Below are 20,470 nucleotides of genomic sequence, written 5' to 3'. Positions count from 1 at the left end.
TTGTTAGTGCGTTTCATTCAAGGCATCTTGAATATTGTGCACCATGTGAATTAAGCGTGGTCCAATTTCACCTTCAAGTTTTTCCGGATTTAAATGAAAACTTGGCGCACCACAGTTAAAAACATAAAGACCATGTTTGGAGCTGACTAAAGGTACAGCCACCGAGTTCACTTCTTTATGCCACTCGCCTAAAGACAAACAATATCCATAATCTTGGTAATCACGGAAAGCTCGTTCTAAAGAACGTTTTATGGCTGGCCAGTTTTCGGGATTCTTTTGTTTCAACGCATCAAGTAGAAAGTTGCGTTCACGTTCAGGGGTCGCAGCTAAGCATGCTCGGCCCATTGAACTACTATGCAGTGGCAAAGTCGAACCAATTGGACGGCGCATATTTAATGCAGTTTCAATTTGCACAACATCGATATACACCATATTTAAGCGATCACGCGTTGCCATCGCTACAGGTGCTTGAACATACTGACTCATCTCTTCCATATATTGATGAGCAATATTGCGAATCGAGATGTTAGATAATGCTGCGTATCCTAAAGATAAGACACCAATATCTAGTGTGTATTTGGTCGAATTAGGCAATTGTTTTAAATAACCTAATGACACTAGGGTATTGGTAATACGTGCAATGGTTGGTTTCGGTAAACCTGTCATTTTTGCTAATTCTTGATTACCAAGCACCTGATTATTTGCAGAAAAGCATCTTAAAAGTTCTAAACCGCGTGCTAAAGAAGCAATAAATTGCGGGTTATTTTCCCGATGTATATGCGAAATAGGATCTAAACGTATCTCATCAAAATTTATTGGTTTTTCAGTTTCCGTGTTTTGAGACATTCGATCCTCAAATATAATTAAAGCAATAGTTTTGCCATTATATTTCGCTCTGCAAAATAAATCCATTCATCACTGCGCTGTTGTGATGAATGGATATCTGGTGCAGTTTATGAAACGTTTTCAATCACCATTGCAAGACCTTGACCTACACCAATACATAGGCTCACCACGGCATATTTCTTTTTACGACGAATTAGCTCGCGTGCTACTGTTAAGCTAAGACGTGCGCCAGAGGCACCAAGTGGATGACCAACAGCAATCGCGCCACCGTTTGGGTTTACACGTGGGTCATTAAAATCAACATTTAAGCCTTTTAAACAAGATAAAACCTGTGAAGCAAAGGCTTCATTAATTTCAATAATATCCATGTCATCTAAAGTAAGACCAGCACGCGCAACGGCTTTTTTAATGGCTTCAATAGGGCCTGCACCCATAATGCGTGGTTCAATACCAGCAGCCGCAGCGGACAAGATTTTTGCCATTGGTTTTAGGCCATATTTTTGACCTGCTGCTTCTGAACCAATCAAAAGTGCTGCTGCACCATCATTAATACCTGAGGCATTACCCGCAGTAACCACGCCACCATCAAAGAGCGGTTTTAACTTTGTGAGTGCTTCAACAGTTGAGCTTGGGCGAGGGTGTTCATCTTCTGAAACGAGTTTAGGTGGCAATTTTTTGCCTTGGAAAACCTCAATTGGGGTAATTTCATCGGCAAAGAAACCTTCTTCTTTGGCTTTTTGATATTTGGCTTGTGATTGAGCTGCAAATAAATCAGCCTGCTCGCGGCTAATACCAAAGTCGGCTGCAACGTTATCACCCGTTTCAGGCATTGAATGACCACCGTACTGAGCAATAATTTTTTTATTTGGAAAACGAGAGCCAATCGTGGTGTCATAAATTTTTGCATCACGGCTATAAGCACTTTCTGCTTTACCCATTACAAATGGAGCACGTGACATACTTTCTACACCACCTGCGATATAGAGTTCGCCTTCACCACAAGTAATTGCACGTGCCGAGTCAATTACGGCACCTAAACCACTAGCACATAGGCGGTTTACCGTCTGGCCTGGTACAGTGACAGGTAAGCCGGCAAGTAACAGGGCATTTCTCGCCACATTACGACTATCTTCACCCGCTTGGTTGGTGTCGCCTAAAATCACATCTTCAATATCCGCGCCCGGCACACCAGTTTTTTCTAGTAGTTTTTGAATGATAGTTGCGGCTAAATCATCAGGGCGAATAGAGGCAAGTTCACCTGCATGACGGCCAAATGGACTGCGTAAACCATCATAAATATATGCATTTAACATTGAGAAATTCCTTTTCAAGACTCGTGAGTAAAAGTAAGAGGTAAATGAAGTGCGACACGACGCTGTAACCACGGGCTAGGGCGGTAACGTGGGTCATGCGTAAGTGCTGTTATACGGTTCAGAATGAGTAAGATTTTTTCGCTACCGACTTGATCGCCCCATTCAATTGGTCCAAACGGATAACCTAAACCAAGACGCACCGCGGCATTAATGTCATCTACCGTGGCAACATTTTGCTGGGCAATATCACAGCCTAGATTAATCACCATCGCTAAAACGCGCTGAGCAACAAAGCCAATACTTTCATTAATCATACTCACCAGATTTCCATCTAGATTGAAAATAGAGTGAGCGGCTTTTAGGTATTCAGGTTTGGTAACAAGTGAAGGCATCAAGGTGCGGTGCTTTGCAATGCCATAAAGCATGTCGATAGCAACAGCTTGTTCTGGGTTAATCCCTAGGCGGATTGCCGCTTGGGTTGTGTCTTCACCGTAGCAAGCGAGTAAACATAAACTATCTGTTTGTGGTTCGGGGTTGATGTCTAGAGCAATATTTTGCTGAGTTAAATAATCTTCGAGCTGTTTTTTATCGTCTAAGAAATCTGCTGCCACCCAAACTTTTGGATATTGCGTTAAACGCTCTACAAACTTGGCAGGTTGTTCACCTGTTTTTGAACCAGTTTCATAGTTATAAAAACCTTGATTAACTTTACGTCCAAGTTGCTTAGCGTCTAGCATTTGTTTGGTCAGCGGGTTTGGTTTGTAGCGGGCTTCTTCATAGTATTGGTGATAAATCGACTCCATCACTGGATGCGAGACATCAAGACCAGTTAAATCGAGAAGTTCAAAAGGACCCATTCTAAAACCAACGCCGTCACGTAAAATTCGGTCAATTTCACTGATGTCACAGACGTTCTCGTTTAAAATTTTGAGAGCTTCTGTTCCATAAGCCCGACCCGCATGATTAATAATAAATCCAGGGGTGTCTTTGGCCACAACAGGGCGATGGCCAAATGCACGAGACAGATCGTTTAAAGCATCAATAATAAGTGGGTCAGTTTTTAAACCACGAATGACTTCGACTACTTTCATGAGTGGTACTGGGTTAAAAAAGTGATAACCCACCACACGTTCAGGTTTTTTGCAGTTTGCAGCAATGGCTGTAATAGACAGAGAAGAGGTGTTCGAGGCTAAAATGGCATTTTCTGAAACAACGTCTTCAAGCTGCTGCATTAAGCTTTGTTTGATATCTAGACGCTCAACAATTGCTTCTACAATCAGGTCGCAATTTTTTAAATCTTCAATTTGATGAGCAACAACTAAATGGCTATTTGCCAGAGCTGCTTGCTCAGGTGTAATCTTATTTTTGTCGACTAACTTTTGAAATGTGGCAGCCAGTTTTTCTTTGGCCTGTTCGGCTGCGCCTGCTTTGGCATCATATAAATAAGTGGTATGACCTGACTGTGCAGCAATTTGAGCAATGCCACTGCCCATAATACCGACACCAATCACAGCCATGCTTTTAATATCATAAGTCATGTCGATCATCCTGATGATTAATCTATATTTGAAATTAAACGGAAAAATAGGGTTTGGTGATTTAGCTTAAGCATTGTTTATCACCATCAATCGGTAAGATTTGACCTGAAATAGAGCGTCCGCTATCTGAGGCTATAAATAGGCATAAATCTGCAATATGCTTTGGATTTACAAAATATTTGAGCGACTGATTTTTCAGTGCATTTTGGGTCACTGCTTCAAGTGAGGTATGGGCTACATCGGCACGGGCCTGTAATACACGTTGAACTCGATCACCATCTACCGCACCTGGAAGAATAGCGTTAACTCGAATATTGTCTGCACCGAGTTCCATAGAAAGCGTTTTGGTAAAACCAATCAGCCCCCATTTTGAAGTGGAATAAGCCAATCGGTACGGATAGCCTAAGCGGCCGGCAATAGAGGACATATTAATAATCACGCCTGCTTTTGCTTTTTTTAAATAGGGAATGGCTAACTGGGTAATTAAAAAAGTACTATTCAGGTTTAAATTAATTACCGAGTTCCAATCATCAAAACTTAGTTCATCTGCGGCAACAGTCGGGCCTGAGATGCCTGTGTTATTAACTAAAATATCAATACCGCCAAGTTTCTGCACTGCTTCATTAAACATGAGTTTAATTTGCTCATGATCAGCCAAATCACACGTATGTATATGCAGCTTAGGATAATCTTGTTGAAATTGTTCTAGGCTTTTAGCACTAATATCACAAACAAAAACTTCATCATGATTGTTTAAAAAGACTTCAGCAATGTATCGTCCAATCCCTGAACCACCTGCACTAATTAATACTTTTCTACTCATTTTTATTCCTTTGTTATTATCGTTTTAAATTATTTACCTTGATAAGACGGTTTACGTTTTTCAATAAAAGCTTGAACGCCTTCATTTTTATCTTCGGTAGAAAACAATAACTGGAATGCTTTTCGTTCTAGAGTTAAACCTGCATTTAATGGAACATCTTCGCTCATCAGCGCAACTTCTTTAATTTGTTGCAGGGCAATAGGAGGCATTTTTGCGAGGCTTTGTGCCATTTGAATTGCAGTTGGAATGGTTTGGTCGTCTTCTGTGACTTGTGAAACAAGACCGATGATATAAGCTTCTTCGGCTTTCACCATAGCACCCGTCATAATCATGCGCATGGCATGAAATTTACCAACCGCACGGAATAAACGTTGTGTCCCACCAGCACCTGGCATTAAACCGACTTTAATTTCCGGTTGACCAAAGGTTGCGCCTTTACCTGCAATAATAATATCAGCGTGCATTGCAAGTTCGCAGCCACCCCCTAATGCATAACCATTTACAGCAGCAATCACGGGTTTAGGGCACTGAGCAATCGCATTCCAATAACGTTCAGTGTGTCTTAACAACATTTCAGTTGAAGTTGCGGTTGCCATTTCTTTTAAATCTGCACCTGCAGCAAAGACTTCTTCACCACCTGTGAGCACAACTGCATTGATCTCATCGTTAAAACTTAATTCGGTAAAAGCTTGTGCTAATTGTTTGCGAACCTCTGTATTCAGTGCATTTTTTGCTTCAGGTCGGTTTATTTTTACAATCGCTATTTTTTGAATAGAAAAGTCGACTTCTACGAAATTATTCCCTATTGATACACTCATTTTTGAATTCCTTGTTTCGCACATCAAAACTATATTCCTTTTATGATGCTTATTTTGGAATTTATTTCAAGTCTTATTTAGTCCATTAGAGCAATTATGATTTATTAAATAAGCTAAGTATTTGATATTCCGTAATGGTGTGTTTTAAAATTTCGTTTAACGAAATTAATTTTCAAAAAAGCTTGAAATTTGTATTTTCGTTCTCGTACTATGAAACACATCCGCAGTAAACAAGATTTAAAACATGGTATCCAGACAAGCTGGAGATGGCTGATGGGTACGATGGAAATACATAAAAAGGGAGATCACAGATGATCCGTGATGAAGGGATGTTGGAGCAGTTACTTTCAACAATTCGAGATTTTGTAAAAAATGAATTGATCCCTCGTGAAAACGAAGTGGTAGAGAAAGACAAAATTCCGGATGACATTGTGCAGCAAATGCGTGAGCTTGGTTTATTCGGCCTCACAATTCCCGAAGAATATGGTGGCCTAGGCATCACCATGGAAGAGGAAGTCAGAGTTGCATTTGAACTTGGACAAACTTCACCGGCTTTCCGTTCTTTAATTGGCACTAATAACGGGATTGGCTCAAGTGCTATTTTGATTGATGGCACAGAAGAGCAAAAGCAAAAATATTTACCTCGTTATGCAAGTGGCGAAATTATTGGTTCATTTTGTTTAACCGAGCCTGAATCTGGTTCTGATGCTGCTTCTTTAAAAACCAGTGCTGTAAAAGATGGCGATTTTTATGTATTAAACGGTACCAAACGTTTTATTACCAATGCACCTCACGCTGCAACTTTCACCGTAATGGCGCGCACCAATCCTGAAATTAAAGGGTCAGGCGGTATTTCAGCTTTTTTAGTTGAGGCCAATACACCAGGTATTACATTGGGAAAAATTGACCAAAAAATGGGACAAAAAGGCTCACACACCTGTGATGTAATTTTTGATAACTGCCGTGTACCTGCTTCTGCATTGATTGGTGGGGTAGAGGGTGTCGGTTTTAAAACGGCCATGAAAGTGCTTGATAAAGGTCGCTTGCACATTGGTGCGTATAGTGTGGGTATTGCTGAACGCATGCTAAACGACGCATTGCACTATGCGATTGAACGTAAGCAGTTTGGTCAGCCTATTGCAAACTTCCAGTTGATTCAAGCCATGCTTGCTGACTCAAAAGCCGAAATTTATGCCGCTAAATGTATGGTTTTAGATGCAGCCCGTCGCCGTGATAATGGCGAAAACATTAGTACGGAAGCATCTTGCGCAAAAATGTTTGCAACCGAAATGTGCGGACGTGTTGCCGACCGCTGTGTACAGATTCACGGTGGAGCAGGCTATATCAGTGAATATGCCATTGAACGTTTTTATCGCGATGTCCGTTTGTTCCGTCTCTATGAAGGAACCACGCAAGTTCAACAACTTATTATTGCCAAAAACATGATTAGGGAAGCTACAGCCTAATAAAAAATCAAATGCCATGAGGCATGGGATGCCTCATGTTCCTTCTGAGGATATGGACATGACAACAAAGACTGTTACAGAGAATATGAGTAGCACTGAAGCTATTCAAACACCAAAAAAGATTTGGATTACAGCTTTTATATTCGCTTTTTTTACACTTTTATGTGACGGGGCCGACTTAGGTTTTTTGGCATTAAGCCTCACTAGTCTTAAAGCAGAGTTTCATTTAACGGGTGTGCAAGCCGGAACATTAGGAAGCTTGACACTATTTGGTTCGGCCGTGGGTGGTCTTATTGGTGGTTGGGCTTGCGACCGTTTTGGCCGGGTCCGCATTATTGTTTTCTTTATTGCTTTTTCTTCGATATTAACCTGCGCACTCGGCTTTACACATTCTTATATGCAATTTGCAGTTTTAAGAACAATAGGCGCCATGGGCTTAGGTGCATTATATATTGCCTGTAACATTCTTATGTCTGAAATGGTGCCCACGAAACACCGTTCTACCGTTTTAGCAACGCTGATGACAGGTTATACCCTAGGTTCTTTATTAGCGACATTACTAGCTGGACATATTATTCCTGAACATGGCTGGCGTTTCCTATACTGGATTGCAATTACACCTGTGGTTTTGTCAGTTTTGATGCACTTTTGTGTGCCTGAACCTGAGTCATGGAAAAAAGCCCGTCAACTAAAAGCGCTAGAAGTCGCTCAAAGTAACCAACCTAAAAAACGTCAAAATCCATATCTTGAGATTTTAAGAGATAAAAAACATGGAACCATGTTTATTCTTTGGATTATTAGTACTGGGGCATTGCAGTTTGGTTATTACGGGGTAAGTAACTGGTTACCTGCTTATTTAGAGTCTGACCTTGGCATCAAGTTTAAAGAAATGGCGATGTATATGGTCGGTACTTTCCTGATTATGATGTTCGCCAAAGTGATTGCAGGAATTATTGCCGATAAATTAGGACGCCGTGCTGTATTCGCCTTCGGAACCATTGGGACTGCCTTATTTATTCCAGTTATTGTTTATTTAAATACACCAACCAACATTTTATGGATGATGCTGTTCTTCGGTTTCCTTTACGGTATTCCATACGCAATTAATGCCACTTATATGACTGAAAGCTTCCCAACTTCCATTCGTGGTTCGGCAGTGGGTGGTGCTTATAACATCGGCAAAGTACTTTCAATTTTCTCTCCATTAACAATTGGTTATCTATCACAACATGGTTCTATTGGCTTAGGGCTTTTAGTAATGGCTGCAGCTTATTTTATCTGCGGGGTAATTCCATTGTTATTTATTAAAGACCGACTATTTAACCCGCAAAAGGCAGAGTGACAGATCAATCTGTCACCTTAAATTAAGGATGAAAAGGGACAAGTGAGATGATAAATAAAATCACCAGTGACATTGAACCAATTTTAAAAGCGATTCCTGATGGAGCAACCATCATGACAGGCGGGTTCGGTGTGACGGGGCAACCTGCTGAATTAATTGAAGCCTTAATTGATTTAGGAAAAAAAGAACTCACTATTGTAAATAACAATGCAGCTTCTGGTGATCGTGGTTTAACTAAGCTCATTATTGCGGGTTGTGTTAAAAAAATGATTTGTTCATTTCCGAAATCTGCTGGGTCAACCGTTTTTCAAGACTTATATCGTGCGGGAAAAATCGAGTTAGAACTGGTTCCACAAGGTAATTTGGCATGTCGGATTCAGGCAGCGGGGGCTGGTTTAGGTGCTATTTTTACTCCGACTGGCTATGGCACCAAAGTCGCCGAGGGTAAAGAAACACGAACCATTAACGGTAAAAATTATGTACTTGAATATCCACTCGAAGCTGATTTTGCACTGATTTATGCCGATAAAGCCGACCGTTGGGGCAATTTAACTTACCGCAAAGCAGCCCGCAATTTTGGGCCAATTATGGCAAAAGCCTCTAAGACCACAATTGTTCAAGTGAATGATACCGTAGAGCTAGGAACGCTTGACCCAGAGTGCATTATTACACCGGGAATTTTTGTTCAGCACGTTGTAAAAGTAGGAGATATCTAATGTCAGTTCAAAAGCGTTCTCGTGAAGATATTGCCAAACTCATTGCTAATGACATTCCGGAAGGTTCTTATGTCAATTTAGGCATTGGCTTACCGACCAACGTTGCTAAATTTTTGCCAAAAGACAAAGAAATCTTTTTACATTCGGAAAATGGTGTCTTGGCTTTTGGTCCACCACCACAACCGGGTGAGGAAGATGAAGACTTAGTGAATGCCGGAAAAGAACTTGTCACTTTATTAGATGGTGGATGCTTTATGCATCATGGTGACTCGTTTGACATTATGCGTGGCGGTCATTTGGACATTTGCGTGATTGGTGCATTCCAAGTTGCGGTAAATGGAGATTTAGCAAACTGGCATACCGGTAAAGCAGATGATGTACCCGCAGTTGGCGGCGCTATGGATTTGGCAGTCGGCGCTAAAACGATTTATGTCTATATGGAACATGTCACCAAAAAAGGTGAGTCCAAAATTGTAAAAGAACTCAGCTATCCAATGACAGGTGAGCAGTGTGTAAATCGTATTTATACCGATTTATGCATTATTGAACTCAAAGATCAAAAAGCTTATGTCACAGAAATAGTAGACGGCTTAACTTTTGATGAATTACAGGCAGTTACTGACTGTGAACTAATCGATGCACGTGTAGCCTAAATACACACGGAAAAACGCTTCTTTAAGGATTAAGAGATGAAAAAATTAATTTTAGCTGCAGCTTGCGCTGCGGCTTCAGGGACTATTTTTGCAAATTCTTCAGATACCACAGAACAAAGAATTAATTTGCTAGAAACCGAGCTGCAAAAATTAAAAGCAGAACTTGCTGCTCAGAAACAAACTCAAAATAATTTACAGGTCAAACAGGTAAAGATTGAAGAGAACATCGAAAAAACTAAAGCAACGGTAACAGAAAAGCCCGTTGCTCCTTCATGGGTGACTTGGACGGATAATGTAAAGGTTTACGGTATTGCCCGTGTTGATGCAGCGGTCGACTTTAAATCATCACCAGACTCGGGTGGTAGAACGACCAGCAGTTTGTACCGAACACCTTTTGAAAGTGAAAAACGTTCAAATCATGCACGTTCGGATGCCATGATTAATGCAAGCCGATTGGGCGTTTATTTTAATAGCCCTAATAAAGCTGTGACGGGAAATATTGAAGCCGATTTCTTTGATAGCTCTAACATGGGAACTGGCGATGGTAAATTCCGTATCCGTCATGCTTTTTTCACCTATAAAGACTGGACTTTTGGTCAAACATGGTCACTCATGTCTAACATGGAAACTCGTACCGAAGCTGTCGATTACACTCAATTTGTAGGAACCTCTTATACACGTACTCCTCAAATTCGCTATGACTGGAAAATCGATGCTAATAATGATTTAAAAGTAGCCTTGGAATATACAGGTTCGAGAGTCTCAGCATTTCCAACTTTAACGGGGCGCTATAGCTTTAAACAAGGTCCTTTAACGGCGCTTGCTCAAGGCTTTATTAATGAAAAATCTACGGATGTCGCAACTGCAACGGTTAAAAAAGTAAGCTGGGGAGCTGGTGGCGGCTTAAAATATCAATTAACACCTCAGCAGTCGGTACAAGCAAATTATCAATATATTGTTGGTGATCAAAAATTTATGCCTTACACCACCCAAAGTGGTTTGGCGAATTCAGCAAGTTTAAATGCCGCGGGTGATTTTTCTTTAAACGAAGACAAAACAGATTTGGTTATGAATAAGTTGAATAGCATCAATATTGGTTATTCATATAAATTTAATGAGCAATGGCGTGCAAACTTATCGGCTTCAATGTTTGATTATGATGATGACACGGCTTATGCCAAACTCAATCCAGATGCCAATAAACGCTTAACTGACTATGCCGCGAACGTCTTTTATTCACCGATTGAGCAAATGGATATTGGTATGGAATATCACCAAGGCAAACGAGAAGTATTTGATGGCAGAACCGCTGATGTATCACGCGTAAACTTTGTATCGATGTATAAATTTTAAAATGGGGCGTAATTAAAAATGGAAAAAATAGTTGAGCCCAATGCAGAAAATATACTGTCAAAAAGCTTTATTTTTATCATGGCAATGACATGTGGAATTTGTGCGGGTTCAAACTATTATAACCAGCCCTTAATCTATTCAATTGCTGAAGCATTAAGAGTTAATGCAGATCAAGTCGCTTTAACTATTGTGATTAGCCAACTGTCCTATGCAGTTGGCCTTTTTATATTGGTTCCCTTAGGCGACTTCTTTGAAAAGCGTAGTTATATTTGCTTGCTCATGTGTTGTACGGGCTTTGCACAAGTAGGGCTATCCTTAAGTCAAACCTTGCCAGCTTTATATGGCTTTACCTTTTTAGCCACGTTCTTTTCTATTGCGACTCAAGTTTTAGTCCCTTTTGCCGCAGGTTTAGCTAGTCCGAAAAAAAGTCCTCAAGTTGTAGGCACTCTCATGAGTGGTTTGTTTTTGGGAATATTATTGGCGCGTTCTATTGCAGGCTTGCTTTCTACGGTTTGGTCTTGGCATGCGGTTTATTTAATTAGCGGAATTGTCATTTTGGTGTTTGCTTGGGTAATGTGGGTGAAGTTGCCAGTTGCGCGTAAGTCTCATCAACTTAATATTCTACAGATCTATGGTTCACTATTTTCATTAGCTGTTCATCAGCCTCATTTACTACGCCGTGGTTTGGCAGGGGGAATTGGCTTTGGTATTTTGGCTCTGATTTTTACCACCATGACTTTTATTTTGGCGAATGAGCCTTATCACTTTAACGATTTCCAGATTGGTTTATTTGGAATTGTTGGGTTAGCTGGTGTATTTGCGACCCCATGGGCAGGTAAGAAAATTGCAGCAGGGCTTGAAAATAAAATTGCAGTGATTTGCATGGGGCTATTAATAAGTGCGTGGATACCACTATTTTTTGCCCAGCAGTCTTTGGTGGCCTATGCTGTTGGCGTGATTATGGCGTACTTTGGTTTGTCGGCATTTCATGTGCTTAACCAAAATCTGGTCTACCGAATTTCGGCCGAGGCGCGTTCTCGTATTAATTCAATTTATATGACCTTATATTTTGGTGGAGCTGCTTTAGGTTCTTTTATTGCGGTTTATGCATGGAAACACTGGGGATGGGAAGCGTGTGCTGTCTTAGGTTTAGCGATGGCAATGGTGAGTTTTATGATTGATCGCTTAGATTTTTATGAAATGAACAAGATTGCAAAGCAAGAAAAAGCTCCATAAACAGGAGCTTCAATATTTTATTATTTTCGAATAATCATTAAGGTTGCCGAAGCAAAGGCATACACTTTGCCATTTTCATCTACGATTTTTCCTTCGGTACTAATAATATTACGGCCTGCGTTAATCAACTCGGCTGTCGCATAGTACGACGTATCAACTTGCATGGGACGGATCATTTTTACATTTAAATCAATAGTTCCATAGCCGACGCCATGCTCAAGTAATGTATGAGCTGCGCTGCCTGTTGCTGTATCTAAAGCTGTGGCGCAAAAACCGCCGTGTACACCGCCTTGTATATTTCTATGTTCTTTGCGAGGGGTAACTTTATAAGTTGCTTTACCTTCGGATACTTCAACGAGTTCCATCGGTATGGTGTGAGCCATAGGTGATGGAGAAACTTCACCATTTTTTAAAGCGGTTAAAAATTCGAGACCTGTGTATTTCGGGCTTTCCATAAATCGTCCTTGGATGATTAAGCAATCTAATCACCATACTATAAATTGAATTTTTACGGAATAAAATTTTGCTATACAAAATTTAAAATTATTCTTATAAACACTACTCATTATTTTATTCTTAATATTTTTACTTTAAAACATGATCTTACATTTTATACCTATATTTTAGGGGTAATAATTTTATTAAATTAGTGAAAATATATTTTGCTATAAGAAATTTTTTGATATTTTGGTGAGATTGAAACAATAAAAGTCCATTTAAGGAAAAAACGATATCTGCCCCCTAACAAAGGCAGTAACGTGAAAGGGAAAAACTATGCCTTTATATAAAGCTCCATTACGTGATATGCAATTTGTGCTGCATGAAATGCTTCAAACAGAACAGAATTATCAAGGTTTAAGCAAATATCAGGAAAGCGTAAATCGAGAATTAATTGATCAATATTTAGAAGCAGCAGCAGATTTTTGTGAAAATGAGTTGGCACCGATTAACCAAAATGGTGATCAGGAAGGGTGTCATTTAAATCAAGGCGTAGTCACAACGCCGAAAGGTTTTAAAGAAGCCTACCAAAAATATGCTGATTTAGGTTTTACCTCGTTAACGGCCGATCCGGAATACGGTGGGCAAGGCTTACCGACATTGTTGCGGATCGCTATTTCTGAAATGTTATGTGGTTCTAATTGGGCGTGGGCAATGTATCCGGGTTTGTCTCATGGCGCGATGAGAACCATTGAGCACCATGGTACTGAGCAACAAAAACAGCAGTATTTGACTAAACTCATTAGCGGAGTCTGGACCGGAACCATGTGTTTAACCGAATCACATGCGGGTTCGGACCTTGGGTTAATTAGAACTAAAGCAGAACCAAGTCCGGACGGTAGCTACTTAATTACAGGCGAAAAGATTTTTATCTCGGCTGGTGAACACGATCTTTCTGAAAATATTATTCATATTGTTTTAGCTCGTTTGCCTCAGGCACCTTCGGGTACGAAAGGTATTTCTTTATTTATTGTGCCTAAATTTAATGTAGATGGTGAGGGTAATTTAGAAGACCGTAATAAAGTCGTCTGTAGCGCGATTGAACATAAAATGGGCATTCATGGAAATGCCACCTGCGTACTAAATTTTGATGGAGCAAAAGGTTACTTAATTGGTCCTGAAAATCGCGGGCTTAATTGTATGTTTACCTTTATGAATACCGCACGTATTGGAACGGCAGTACAAGGGCTCGCTGCTTCTGAAATTTCATTTCAAGGCGCATTAAGTTATGCCAAAGAGCGTCTCGCTATGCGTTCGTTATCTGGTCCTAAATATCCTGAGAAAAATGCCGACCCAATTATTGTCCATCCCGCTGTACGTACGATGTTAATGACCCAAAAAGCGTTTTCTGAAGGCGGCCGTGCATTAGCTTACTTTTTAGCTCAGCATGTTGATATTGTGGAAAGCTCAAACGATCAAGAACAGCAGAAACACTCCGATGAATTACTGGCTTTTTTAACACCAATTGCCAAAGCTTTTTTAACCGAGTCAGGTAATGAGTCTGCCAAGCATGGCGTTCAAGTATTCGGTGGTCATGGTTTTATTGTTGAGCATGGAATGGAGCAAATTGTACGTGATGCGCGTATCTCCACATTATATGAAGGAACAACCGAAATTCAGTCTTTAGATCTGCTGGCACGTAAAGTTCTCAAGTCAGAAGGCAAACTTCTAAAAAATATGACAGATTTAATTGATCAATTTATTGGCCAAGCGCAATCCAATGAAGTCTTGAGACCTTATCTAGAAAAATTAGCTGAGCTTAAGCAACAGTGGCTGTCACTGACCAAATCGATTGCAGAGAAAGCAAAGCACAACCCAGAAGAAATTGGGGCCGCTTCGGTGGATTATCTTTATTTTTCCAGTTACGTCGTGTTCGCTTATTTGTGGGCGCGAATGGCACAAGTTGCCTATGAAAAATTAGAATCGGGTACACAAGAGCAAGCTTTTTATAAAGCAAAATTAACGACAGCTAAGTTTTTCTATCAAAAGCTTTTGCATCGTACACAGAGCCATGCTGCTTCTATTGAATCTGGCGCTGACGCTGTGATGGAACTCGATCAAGATGCTTTTGCATTTTAGTGAATAGTCATTTTTAGAAACACTAGGTGAAATTTATGTGCGGAATTTTACCTAGTGATTAAATTTGTAATTTTAGACTCATCAGTTTTTGGTAGGAAAAACCAGTTGAGCCAAACAAATAGAGGGTTAACATAAGCATTAAAACGTGAATTTTCATCAAATATTGATGTTGAATAAGGACTACGGAAAGAAAATCATGAATGCTTATTATCAATTATTGAATAGAACAATTGGTCCTCAAGGTGAAGTCATTACTCATTATTGCTCAACTGTTCATGCACAAGGGGCATGGAATCCTCATGAACAGCATATGGCACCTGCAAGTGGCGTAATTGCAGCAGAGTTAGAGCAATTTTCACCACGACAAGATATGCGAATTGGTCGAATTAGTTTTGATATTTTTGGATTGATTGCGTTTGGTGAATTTACGATTAAGACCCATGTGATTCGTGCCGGTAAAACCATCGAATTGATTGAAGCAGAAATGCAAGCGCAAGGTAAAACCTGTATTGTGGCTCGAGCGTGGCGCATGTGTACTCAAGACAGTTCCGCTATTGCGGGGCTTGAAGATCAGCCCATTCATCATCCCGATACCTTTACAGAATGGACGGGCATGAAAAGATGGCCGGGTGGTTTTATCCAGACACTCGTCACTAAAACTGATGATCAGCATCGCGCAGGTAAAGGCATTGTTTGGCTCAATAATGATAAAGAAGTGGTTGAAGGGCAATCGACCACAGATTTTGCGCATTTAATTGGTATGGTAGATACTGCAAACGGCATTGTACCAAGACAAGAAGGCGAATTTACGTGGGGCTTTCCAAATCTTGATTTGCAAATTCATATGCATCGTTATCCGCAAGGGAAATGGTTAGGTCTAGAAACCGTTCAGCAATATGGTTCGGATGGTATTGGTTTAACTAGTGCAGTTTTACATGACGTGTATGGTCCATTTGGTCGAAGCGAGCAGATTTTGACGTTACGTAAAATGGCTAAATAAATTTTTGAGCCAATAAAAAGTCATCCCGAAGGATGACTTTTTTATTTTGAGATTTAATTTTTAAGCAATTTCTTAGCTACGCACTTTAAGAAGTGTTGGTGTAAGTTCATCCCAGCGCTGTTTTGCAGCGTCCATTGCTTTCATTTTAATATGACCATAACCACGAACTTCTGCTGGTAATTTTGCAATTTGCTCAGCAACTACCAAGTTATGATTGTCTGGTGCTTCAACAAGTGCTTCAACAAATGCGATGTAACGGTCACGCCAAGCTTGTTCGTGTTGACGCTCTTCTTGACGCGCAAATGGGTCGAGGAAAGTTTCACGAAGCCATTGTAAGCGAGCGAGCATCATCATTGGGAAACGCAGCCAGTAACCAAACGCACGTTTACGGACATTTTTCAGACCACCGAGTAACGCTGGCGGAGCAAGATGATAGGTTAAACGTAAGCCTTTACCGAATTGGGTTTCGATCGATTCTTTGAAGCTTTTACCTGTTAATAGACGTGCAACTTCATATTCATCTTTATATGCCATAACTCTATAAAGCTGAGTTGCAATCGTACCTGTTAATTCTTCAGGTAACTTTTTAGCTGCCAGTTCTACAAGTGTACGGTATTTAGTTGCGTAAGCTTCATTCCAATAGTCCGTTAGACGAGCAGAACGGTCTTCAACAAGTTCAGCTAAAGTTTGCGGAGTTTTGGTTTTTGGCATTGCCGCAAGTAAACGTGCAGCTAAAGTTGGGTCACTTGCAAGATGACAACCCACGCGGAAAGCCTCGAGGTTCTTTTCAACAGCCGTACCATTTAAGCGAATTGCTTTTTCAATACTTTCGCGCAGTAATGGAATGCGACCAGACTGCCATGCCATACCGAGTAATAACTGGTTGGTATAAATTGAATCACCTAAGAGTAGTGTTGCAATACGAGCTGCTGGCAGAGAAACCAGTTGACCTTGACGAACACGACCACGAAGGCGGTCAATTAAATCGCTAATAGGTGCATACCAGTCACGAGATTTAATAAACTCAGAAGTAGGCGTACTGTCCTCATTCACAATAACCAATGCATCATCTTTTAAGCGAGAGAGAGCAGCGCTACCACCAGCGACTACGGCATCGGCACCAATCAATAATTCACATTGACCTGCTGGAATTTTAGTAGAAGAAATTTGCTCATCACTTGCTGCAAGTTGTACGTATGAATAAACCGTACCGCCTTTTTGGGCAAGTCCAGCCATGTCCATAACACGTGTTGCTTTGCCTTCTAGGTGAGCTGCCATACCAAGCAGTGCACCAATCGTCACAACACCCGTACCACCAATACCGCCGACCATAATACGACTTGGAACGTCATATAACTGAGGAATAATTGGTGATGTTGGCCAGCCTGCGCCAATGCCTTCAAATTTAGCTGGACGTTTCATATCACGTGTATGAACAGTCACAAAACTTGGGCAGAAACCTTCAGCACAAGTGAAGTCTTTATTACAGCTACTTTGGTTAATTTGACGTTTAGTACCTAAAGCTGTCTCTACTGGTTCAATAGATAAACAGTTTGATTTTTTCGAACAGTCGCCACAACCTTCACAAATATCACTGTTAATGTATAAACGTTCAGCTGGGTCAGGGTAGACATCACGTTTACGGCGACGACGTTTTTCACTGGCACAAGTTTGTACATAAATTAAAGCGGTTACACCTGAAACTTCACGTAATTCGCGTTGAACTGCATCAAGTTCATTACGGTGGCGAATTTCGACACCTGGTGCAATACCGTCTTCTTCGTTTAATAATTTAACTTCATCAGTCACAATGACTTGTTTTTTAATACCTTCAGCAGCAAGCTGACGAGTTAATTGTGCAACACTCAAATGCCCATCTACATGCTGACCACCTGTCATAGCGACTGCATCGTTGTAGAGGATTTTGTAGGTAATATTCGTTTTTGCAGCGATAGATTGGCGAATTGCTAAGTAACCTGAGTGGAAGTAGGTTCCATCACCAAGGTTGGCAAAAATATGTTTTTCATTGGTAAATGGTGATGCACCCACCCAACTTACACCTTCACCGCCCATTTGAGAGAATGTTTCGGTACCACGGTCAAGTGAAACGGCAATATAGTGACAACCAATACCACCTAATGCACGACTACCTTCAGGAACTACGGTTGAAGAGTTATGTGGGCAACCACTACAGAAATACGGTTTACGTTCAGCAAGATCAATAACACGTTTTGATTCTTGCTCTGCTTTTAGCAGTAAATCGATTCTGCTTTGGATTTGTGTTTTTAAGCTTTCTGGAATATCGAGTTTTAAGAAGCGAGCAGCCAGCATTTTTGCAATCGGTTCAGGCTGGTACTCATAATGACCAATGAGCGGTGCTTCTTCAATAGAGGTACTCCATTCACCTTTGCCGTCAATTGCTTTACCAATCACATGTGGACGTTTGCCATCAGGCAGTGAGTACAGCTCATCTTTGATTTGTGTTTCAATAATTGGACGTTTTTCTTCAATAACGATCAGTTCTTGTAAACCTTCGGCAAATTCACGAACGCCTTGTGGTTCTAAAGGCCAAATCAGACCAACTTGATAAACACGTAGCCCAAGCTGTTGGGCAGTTTCATCTTCAATACCTAAAATGCGTAAAGCTTCAATGGTATCTAAATAACCTTTACCACTTGCGGCAATACCAATACGGGCATTTTCACAAGGCCATGTAACGGTGTTGATTTTATTCGCGCGGGCATAAGCCAAAACAGCAGGTAAGCGATATTTATAAAGACGTTCTTCTTGCTGAATGCCATGATCTGGCCAACGAATATTAACGCCGCCCTCTGGGAAATTAACATCTTCTGGAATAACCGGAGTAATACGGTCTAGGTCGACATGAACAGAAGCAGAAGTTTCAACAATTTCACTAACCAGCTTCATTGAAGACCAAAGGCCAGAAAAACGTGAAACAGCAATGGCATGAACACCAAAGTCTAAAATTTGTTGAACGGATGTTGGGTAGAAAATTGGAATACCGCAACCAATCATGACATGTTCAGACTGGTGAGGAATTGTAGAAGATTTACATGAGTGGTCATCACCAAATAAAGCAACAACACCACCACGTTCAGAGGTACCAGCTAAGTTAGCATGGCGGAGTACATCGCCTGAACGGTCAACACCCGGGCCTTTACCATACCACCATGAAGACACTCCATCATATTTGCCTTGGCCTGAAAGATTAACTTGTTGGGTACCCCAGATTGCGGTAGCAGCCAAGTCTTCGTTTACACCAGGTTGAAATACAACATTATGGGATTTAAGTAATCCTTGAACTTGCCAAAGGAAACTATCATAGTTACCAACAGGAGAACCGCGATAACCAGAAATAAAACCAGCAGTATGATAACCATTCAACGCGTCACGGCGAGTTTGGGCAAGAGGCAACCGAACAAGTGCCTGAATACCGGTCATATATGCTGTACCGTTATCACTTACATATTTATCTTCAAGTGACACATCCTTTGTTGCAATAATATTTGGAGTGACTTTTGTAGCTATATTCATTTATATCTCCTTAGAATTTTTAGTAGCTCGGACTACTTTCTTTTTTCAACATCCAGTTGAATATTTGGAGCAAGTGACATACGAAATAAAAAAAGATCGGTTCCTCTTCTTAAAAAAGAATTAGTGCCAATGTATGTACATTTAGTCATTGTGGTTGAACTAAACTGGTGCAACAATCCGTAATTTAGGAAAACATATTTACGTTATGCGCAAAAATCTCGATGGTGGACTATTGCATGCAATGCATGCATTCCTGAAAGTGATTGATAGCGGGAGTTTCACAGCAGCAGCTGAGCAGATGGATCTGACCACAGCACAGGTTTCACGTCTTATCAGCGAGCTAGAAACACGCTTAGGTACAAAATTAATACAACGCTCAACGCGCCAGCAGGCACTGACCGATATTGGTGCGACTTACGCTGAGCGCTGTCGCCAAGTCATTTCAATGGTGGATGAAGCGGAGTCAGAAGTAACAGGAACGGCATCTAAACCCAAAGGTCGTTTACGTGTATTAAGCATGGGAAGCTTTGGGCATCATTATGTCTTTCCAGTGATGGCCGAGTTTTGTAAGCATTACCCCGAATTAACGGTGGAATATACGACTTCACAATACGTCCCAGACCTGTTGGCAAAAGGGGTGGATGTCAGTCTTTATCTCACTGAATCATTAACAGACTCTCGTTTTGTTGCACGTAGAATTGGCACTATCTTTTCTGTTTTATGTGCTTCACCTGCGTATCTCGAGAAACATGGTGTACCGTCTTCTCCAGAAGACTTAAAAAATCATGCTTGTTTACGCTTGGTAAACCCGTCTATTACGCCAGATTGGCACTTGTTAAATGCAAAGGGTGAGTCTTATCAAATAGATACTGGCGGGCAACTCATTGCAGATAATCCAGAGTTGTTATTAGATGTGGTGCAACAGGATATGGGAGTCGCGTTATTGCCGATGTTCTCGGCTTTAGATGCGGTTCAAAATGGAAGATTATGTCATATCTTGCCTGAGTGGCGTTCGCCCGATATTGGGGTTTATACCTTATTGCCTTCACGCCATTTTATTGATGCCAAAACACGTGCATGGTTAGATTGGGTTGAAGAATACATTTCTCCAAGAATCGAAATGGATGCTTCTTATTTTTATAAATAATGAGATAAATTTTTTTTAAGGATTAAGATAGAAAAGGATGAAGAATAATAAAGATTAGAATAAAAATAGGGTAGAAAATGCTTCTTT

Annotated in this window: 16 protein-coding genes; 9 read left to right on the top strand and 7 right to left on the bottom strand. The window is 40.7% G+C overall.

Translation table 11 applies throughout. The features are described 5' to 3' along the window. Positions 1–3 precede the first annotated feature (3 nt). The 5 genes from POD11_RS00200 to POD11_RS00180 form a co-directional block, all read right to left on the bottom strand. Positions 4–846, bottom strand: a complete 843-nt coding sequence (locus POD11_RS00200) for an IclR family transcriptional regulator (protein WP_000081482.1) — start codon at positions 844–846, stop codon at positions 4–6. Positions 847–953: 107 nt separating this feature from the next. Beyond that, positions 954–2,159, bottom strand: a complete 1,206-nt coding sequence (locus tag POD11_RS00195) for a 3-oxoadipyl-CoA thiolase (RefSeq protein WP_262455893.1) — start codon at positions 2,157–2,159, stop codon at positions 954–956. 14 nt (positions 2,160–2,173) lie between these two features. Continuing rightward, positions 2,174–3,697: a 3-hydroxyacyl-CoA dehydrogenase gene (locus POD11_RS00190; protein ID WP_262455892.1), complete on the bottom strand. Its 1,524-nt coding sequence runs from the start codon at positions 3,695–3,697 to the stop codon at positions 2,174–2,176. Between the two features lie 61 nt (positions 3,698–3,758). Continuing rightward, on the bottom strand, positions 3,759–4,520 hold the full coding sequence (locus tag POD11_RS00185; RefSeq protein WP_262455891.1) for an SDR family oxidoreductase: 762 nt from the start codon (positions 4,518–4,520) through the stop codon (positions 3,759–3,761). Between the two features lie 29 nt (positions 4,521–4,549). Next, complete coding sequence (locus POD11_RS00180; RefSeq protein ID WP_032062713.1) at positions 4,550–5,338, bottom strand: enoyl-CoA hydratase; 789 nt, start codon at positions 5,336–5,338, stop codon at positions 4,550–4,552. A gap of 311 nt (positions 5,339–5,649) precedes the next feature. On the opposite strand from POD11_RS00180, the gene POD11_RS00175 reads away from it, so the two are divergent. The 6 genes from POD11_RS00175 to POD11_RS00150 are packed head-to-tail and all read left to right on the top strand — an operon-like array spanning position 5,650 to position 12,104. Continuing rightward, positions 5,650–6,804 carry an acyl-CoA dehydrogenase family protein gene (locus POD11_RS00175; RefSeq protein WP_262455890.1) on the top strand — a complete coding sequence of 385 codons (1,155 nt, stop codon included), beginning with the start codon at positions 5,650–5,652 and terminating at the stop codon, positions 6,802–6,804. Between the two features lie 58 nt (positions 6,805–6,862). Continuing rightward, positions 6,863–8,146: an MFS transporter gene (locus POD11_RS00170; RefSeq protein WP_262455889.1), complete on the top strand. Its 1,284-nt coding sequence runs from the start codon at positions 6,863–6,865 to the stop codon at positions 8,144–8,146. Positions 8,147–8,193: 47 nt separating this feature from the next. Continuing rightward, positions 8,194–8,862, top strand: a complete 669-nt coding sequence (locus tag POD11_RS00165) for a 3-oxoacid CoA-transferase subunit A (RefSeq protein ID WP_016141389.1) — start codon at positions 8,194–8,196, stop codon at positions 8,860–8,862. Continuing rightward, positions 8,862–9,515, top strand: coding sequence for a 3-oxoacid CoA-transferase subunit B (locus POD11_RS00160; protein WP_174740918.1), 654 nt, complete (start codon positions 8,862–8,864; stop codon positions 9,513–9,515). Before POD11_RS00165 ends, POD11_RS00160 begins: the two co-directional genes overlap by 1 nt. A 36-nt stretch (positions 9,516–9,551) precedes the next feature. Beyond that, complete coding sequence (dcaP, locus tag POD11_RS00155) at positions 9,552–10,868, top strand: outer membrane trimeric porin-like protein DcaP (RefSeq protein WP_262455888.1); 1,317 nt, start codon at positions 9,552–9,554, stop codon at positions 10,866–10,868. Between the two features lie 18 nt (positions 10,869–10,886). Further along, the gene (locus POD11_RS00150; protein WP_262455887.1) at positions 10,887–12,104 is read left to right on the top strand and encodes an MFS transporter; all 1,218 of its coding nucleotides are present in this window, start codon (positions 10,887–10,889) and stop codon (positions 12,102–12,104) included. Between the two features lie 20 nt (positions 12,105–12,124). On the opposite strand, the gene POD11_RS00145 is transcribed toward POD11_RS00150, so the two are convergent. Continuing rightward, a complete protein-coding gene (locus POD11_RS00145; protein WP_079284144.1) occupies positions 12,125–12,574 on the bottom strand; it encodes a PaaI family thioesterase in 450 nt (149 codons plus the stop codon). Between the two features lie 304 nt (positions 12,575–12,878). Between POD11_RS00145 and POD11_RS00140 the strand changes: the two genes are divergently transcribed. Together POD11_RS00140 and POD11_RS00135 are read left to right on the top strand one after the other, a co-directional pair. Further along, positions 12,879–14,681, top strand: a complete 1,803-nt coding sequence (locus tag POD11_RS00140; protein ID WP_262455886.1) for an acyl-CoA dehydrogenase C-terminal domain-containing protein — start codon at positions 12,879–12,881, stop codon at positions 14,679–14,681. A gap of 196 nt (positions 14,682–14,877) precedes the next feature. Continuing rightward, on the top strand, positions 14,878–15,681 hold the full coding sequence (locus POD11_RS00135; protein ID WP_262455885.1) for a thioesterase family protein: 804 nt from the start codon (positions 14,878–14,880) through the stop codon (positions 15,679–15,681). Between the two features lie 72 nt (positions 15,682–15,753). On the opposite strand, the gene POD11_RS00130 is transcribed toward POD11_RS00135, so the two are convergent. After that, positions 15,754–19,236, bottom strand: coding sequence for an indolepyruvate ferredoxin oxidoreductase family protein (locus POD11_RS00130; RefSeq protein WP_262455884.1), 3,483 nt, complete (start codon positions 19,234–19,236; stop codon positions 15,754–15,756). 205 nt (positions 19,237–19,441) lie between these two features. Between POD11_RS00130 and POD11_RS00125 the strand changes: the two genes are divergently transcribed. Beyond that, on the top strand, positions 19,442–20,383 hold the full coding sequence (locus POD11_RS00125) for a LysR family transcriptional regulator (protein WP_016141382.1): 942 nt from the start codon (positions 19,442–19,444) through the stop codon (positions 20,381–20,383). Positions 20,384–20,470: the final 87 nt, after the last annotated feature.

This window comes from Acinetobacter sp. P1(2023), assembly GCF_028367635.1.
In the GTDB taxonomy this organism is placed as follows: Bacteria; Pseudomonadota; Gammaproteobacteria; order Pseudomonadales; family Moraxellaceae; genus Acinetobacter; species Acinetobacter pittii_E.
The sequence above is the reverse complement of the archived record's forward strand: the minus strand, read 5'-3'. Positions and strand labels throughout refer to the sequence as shown.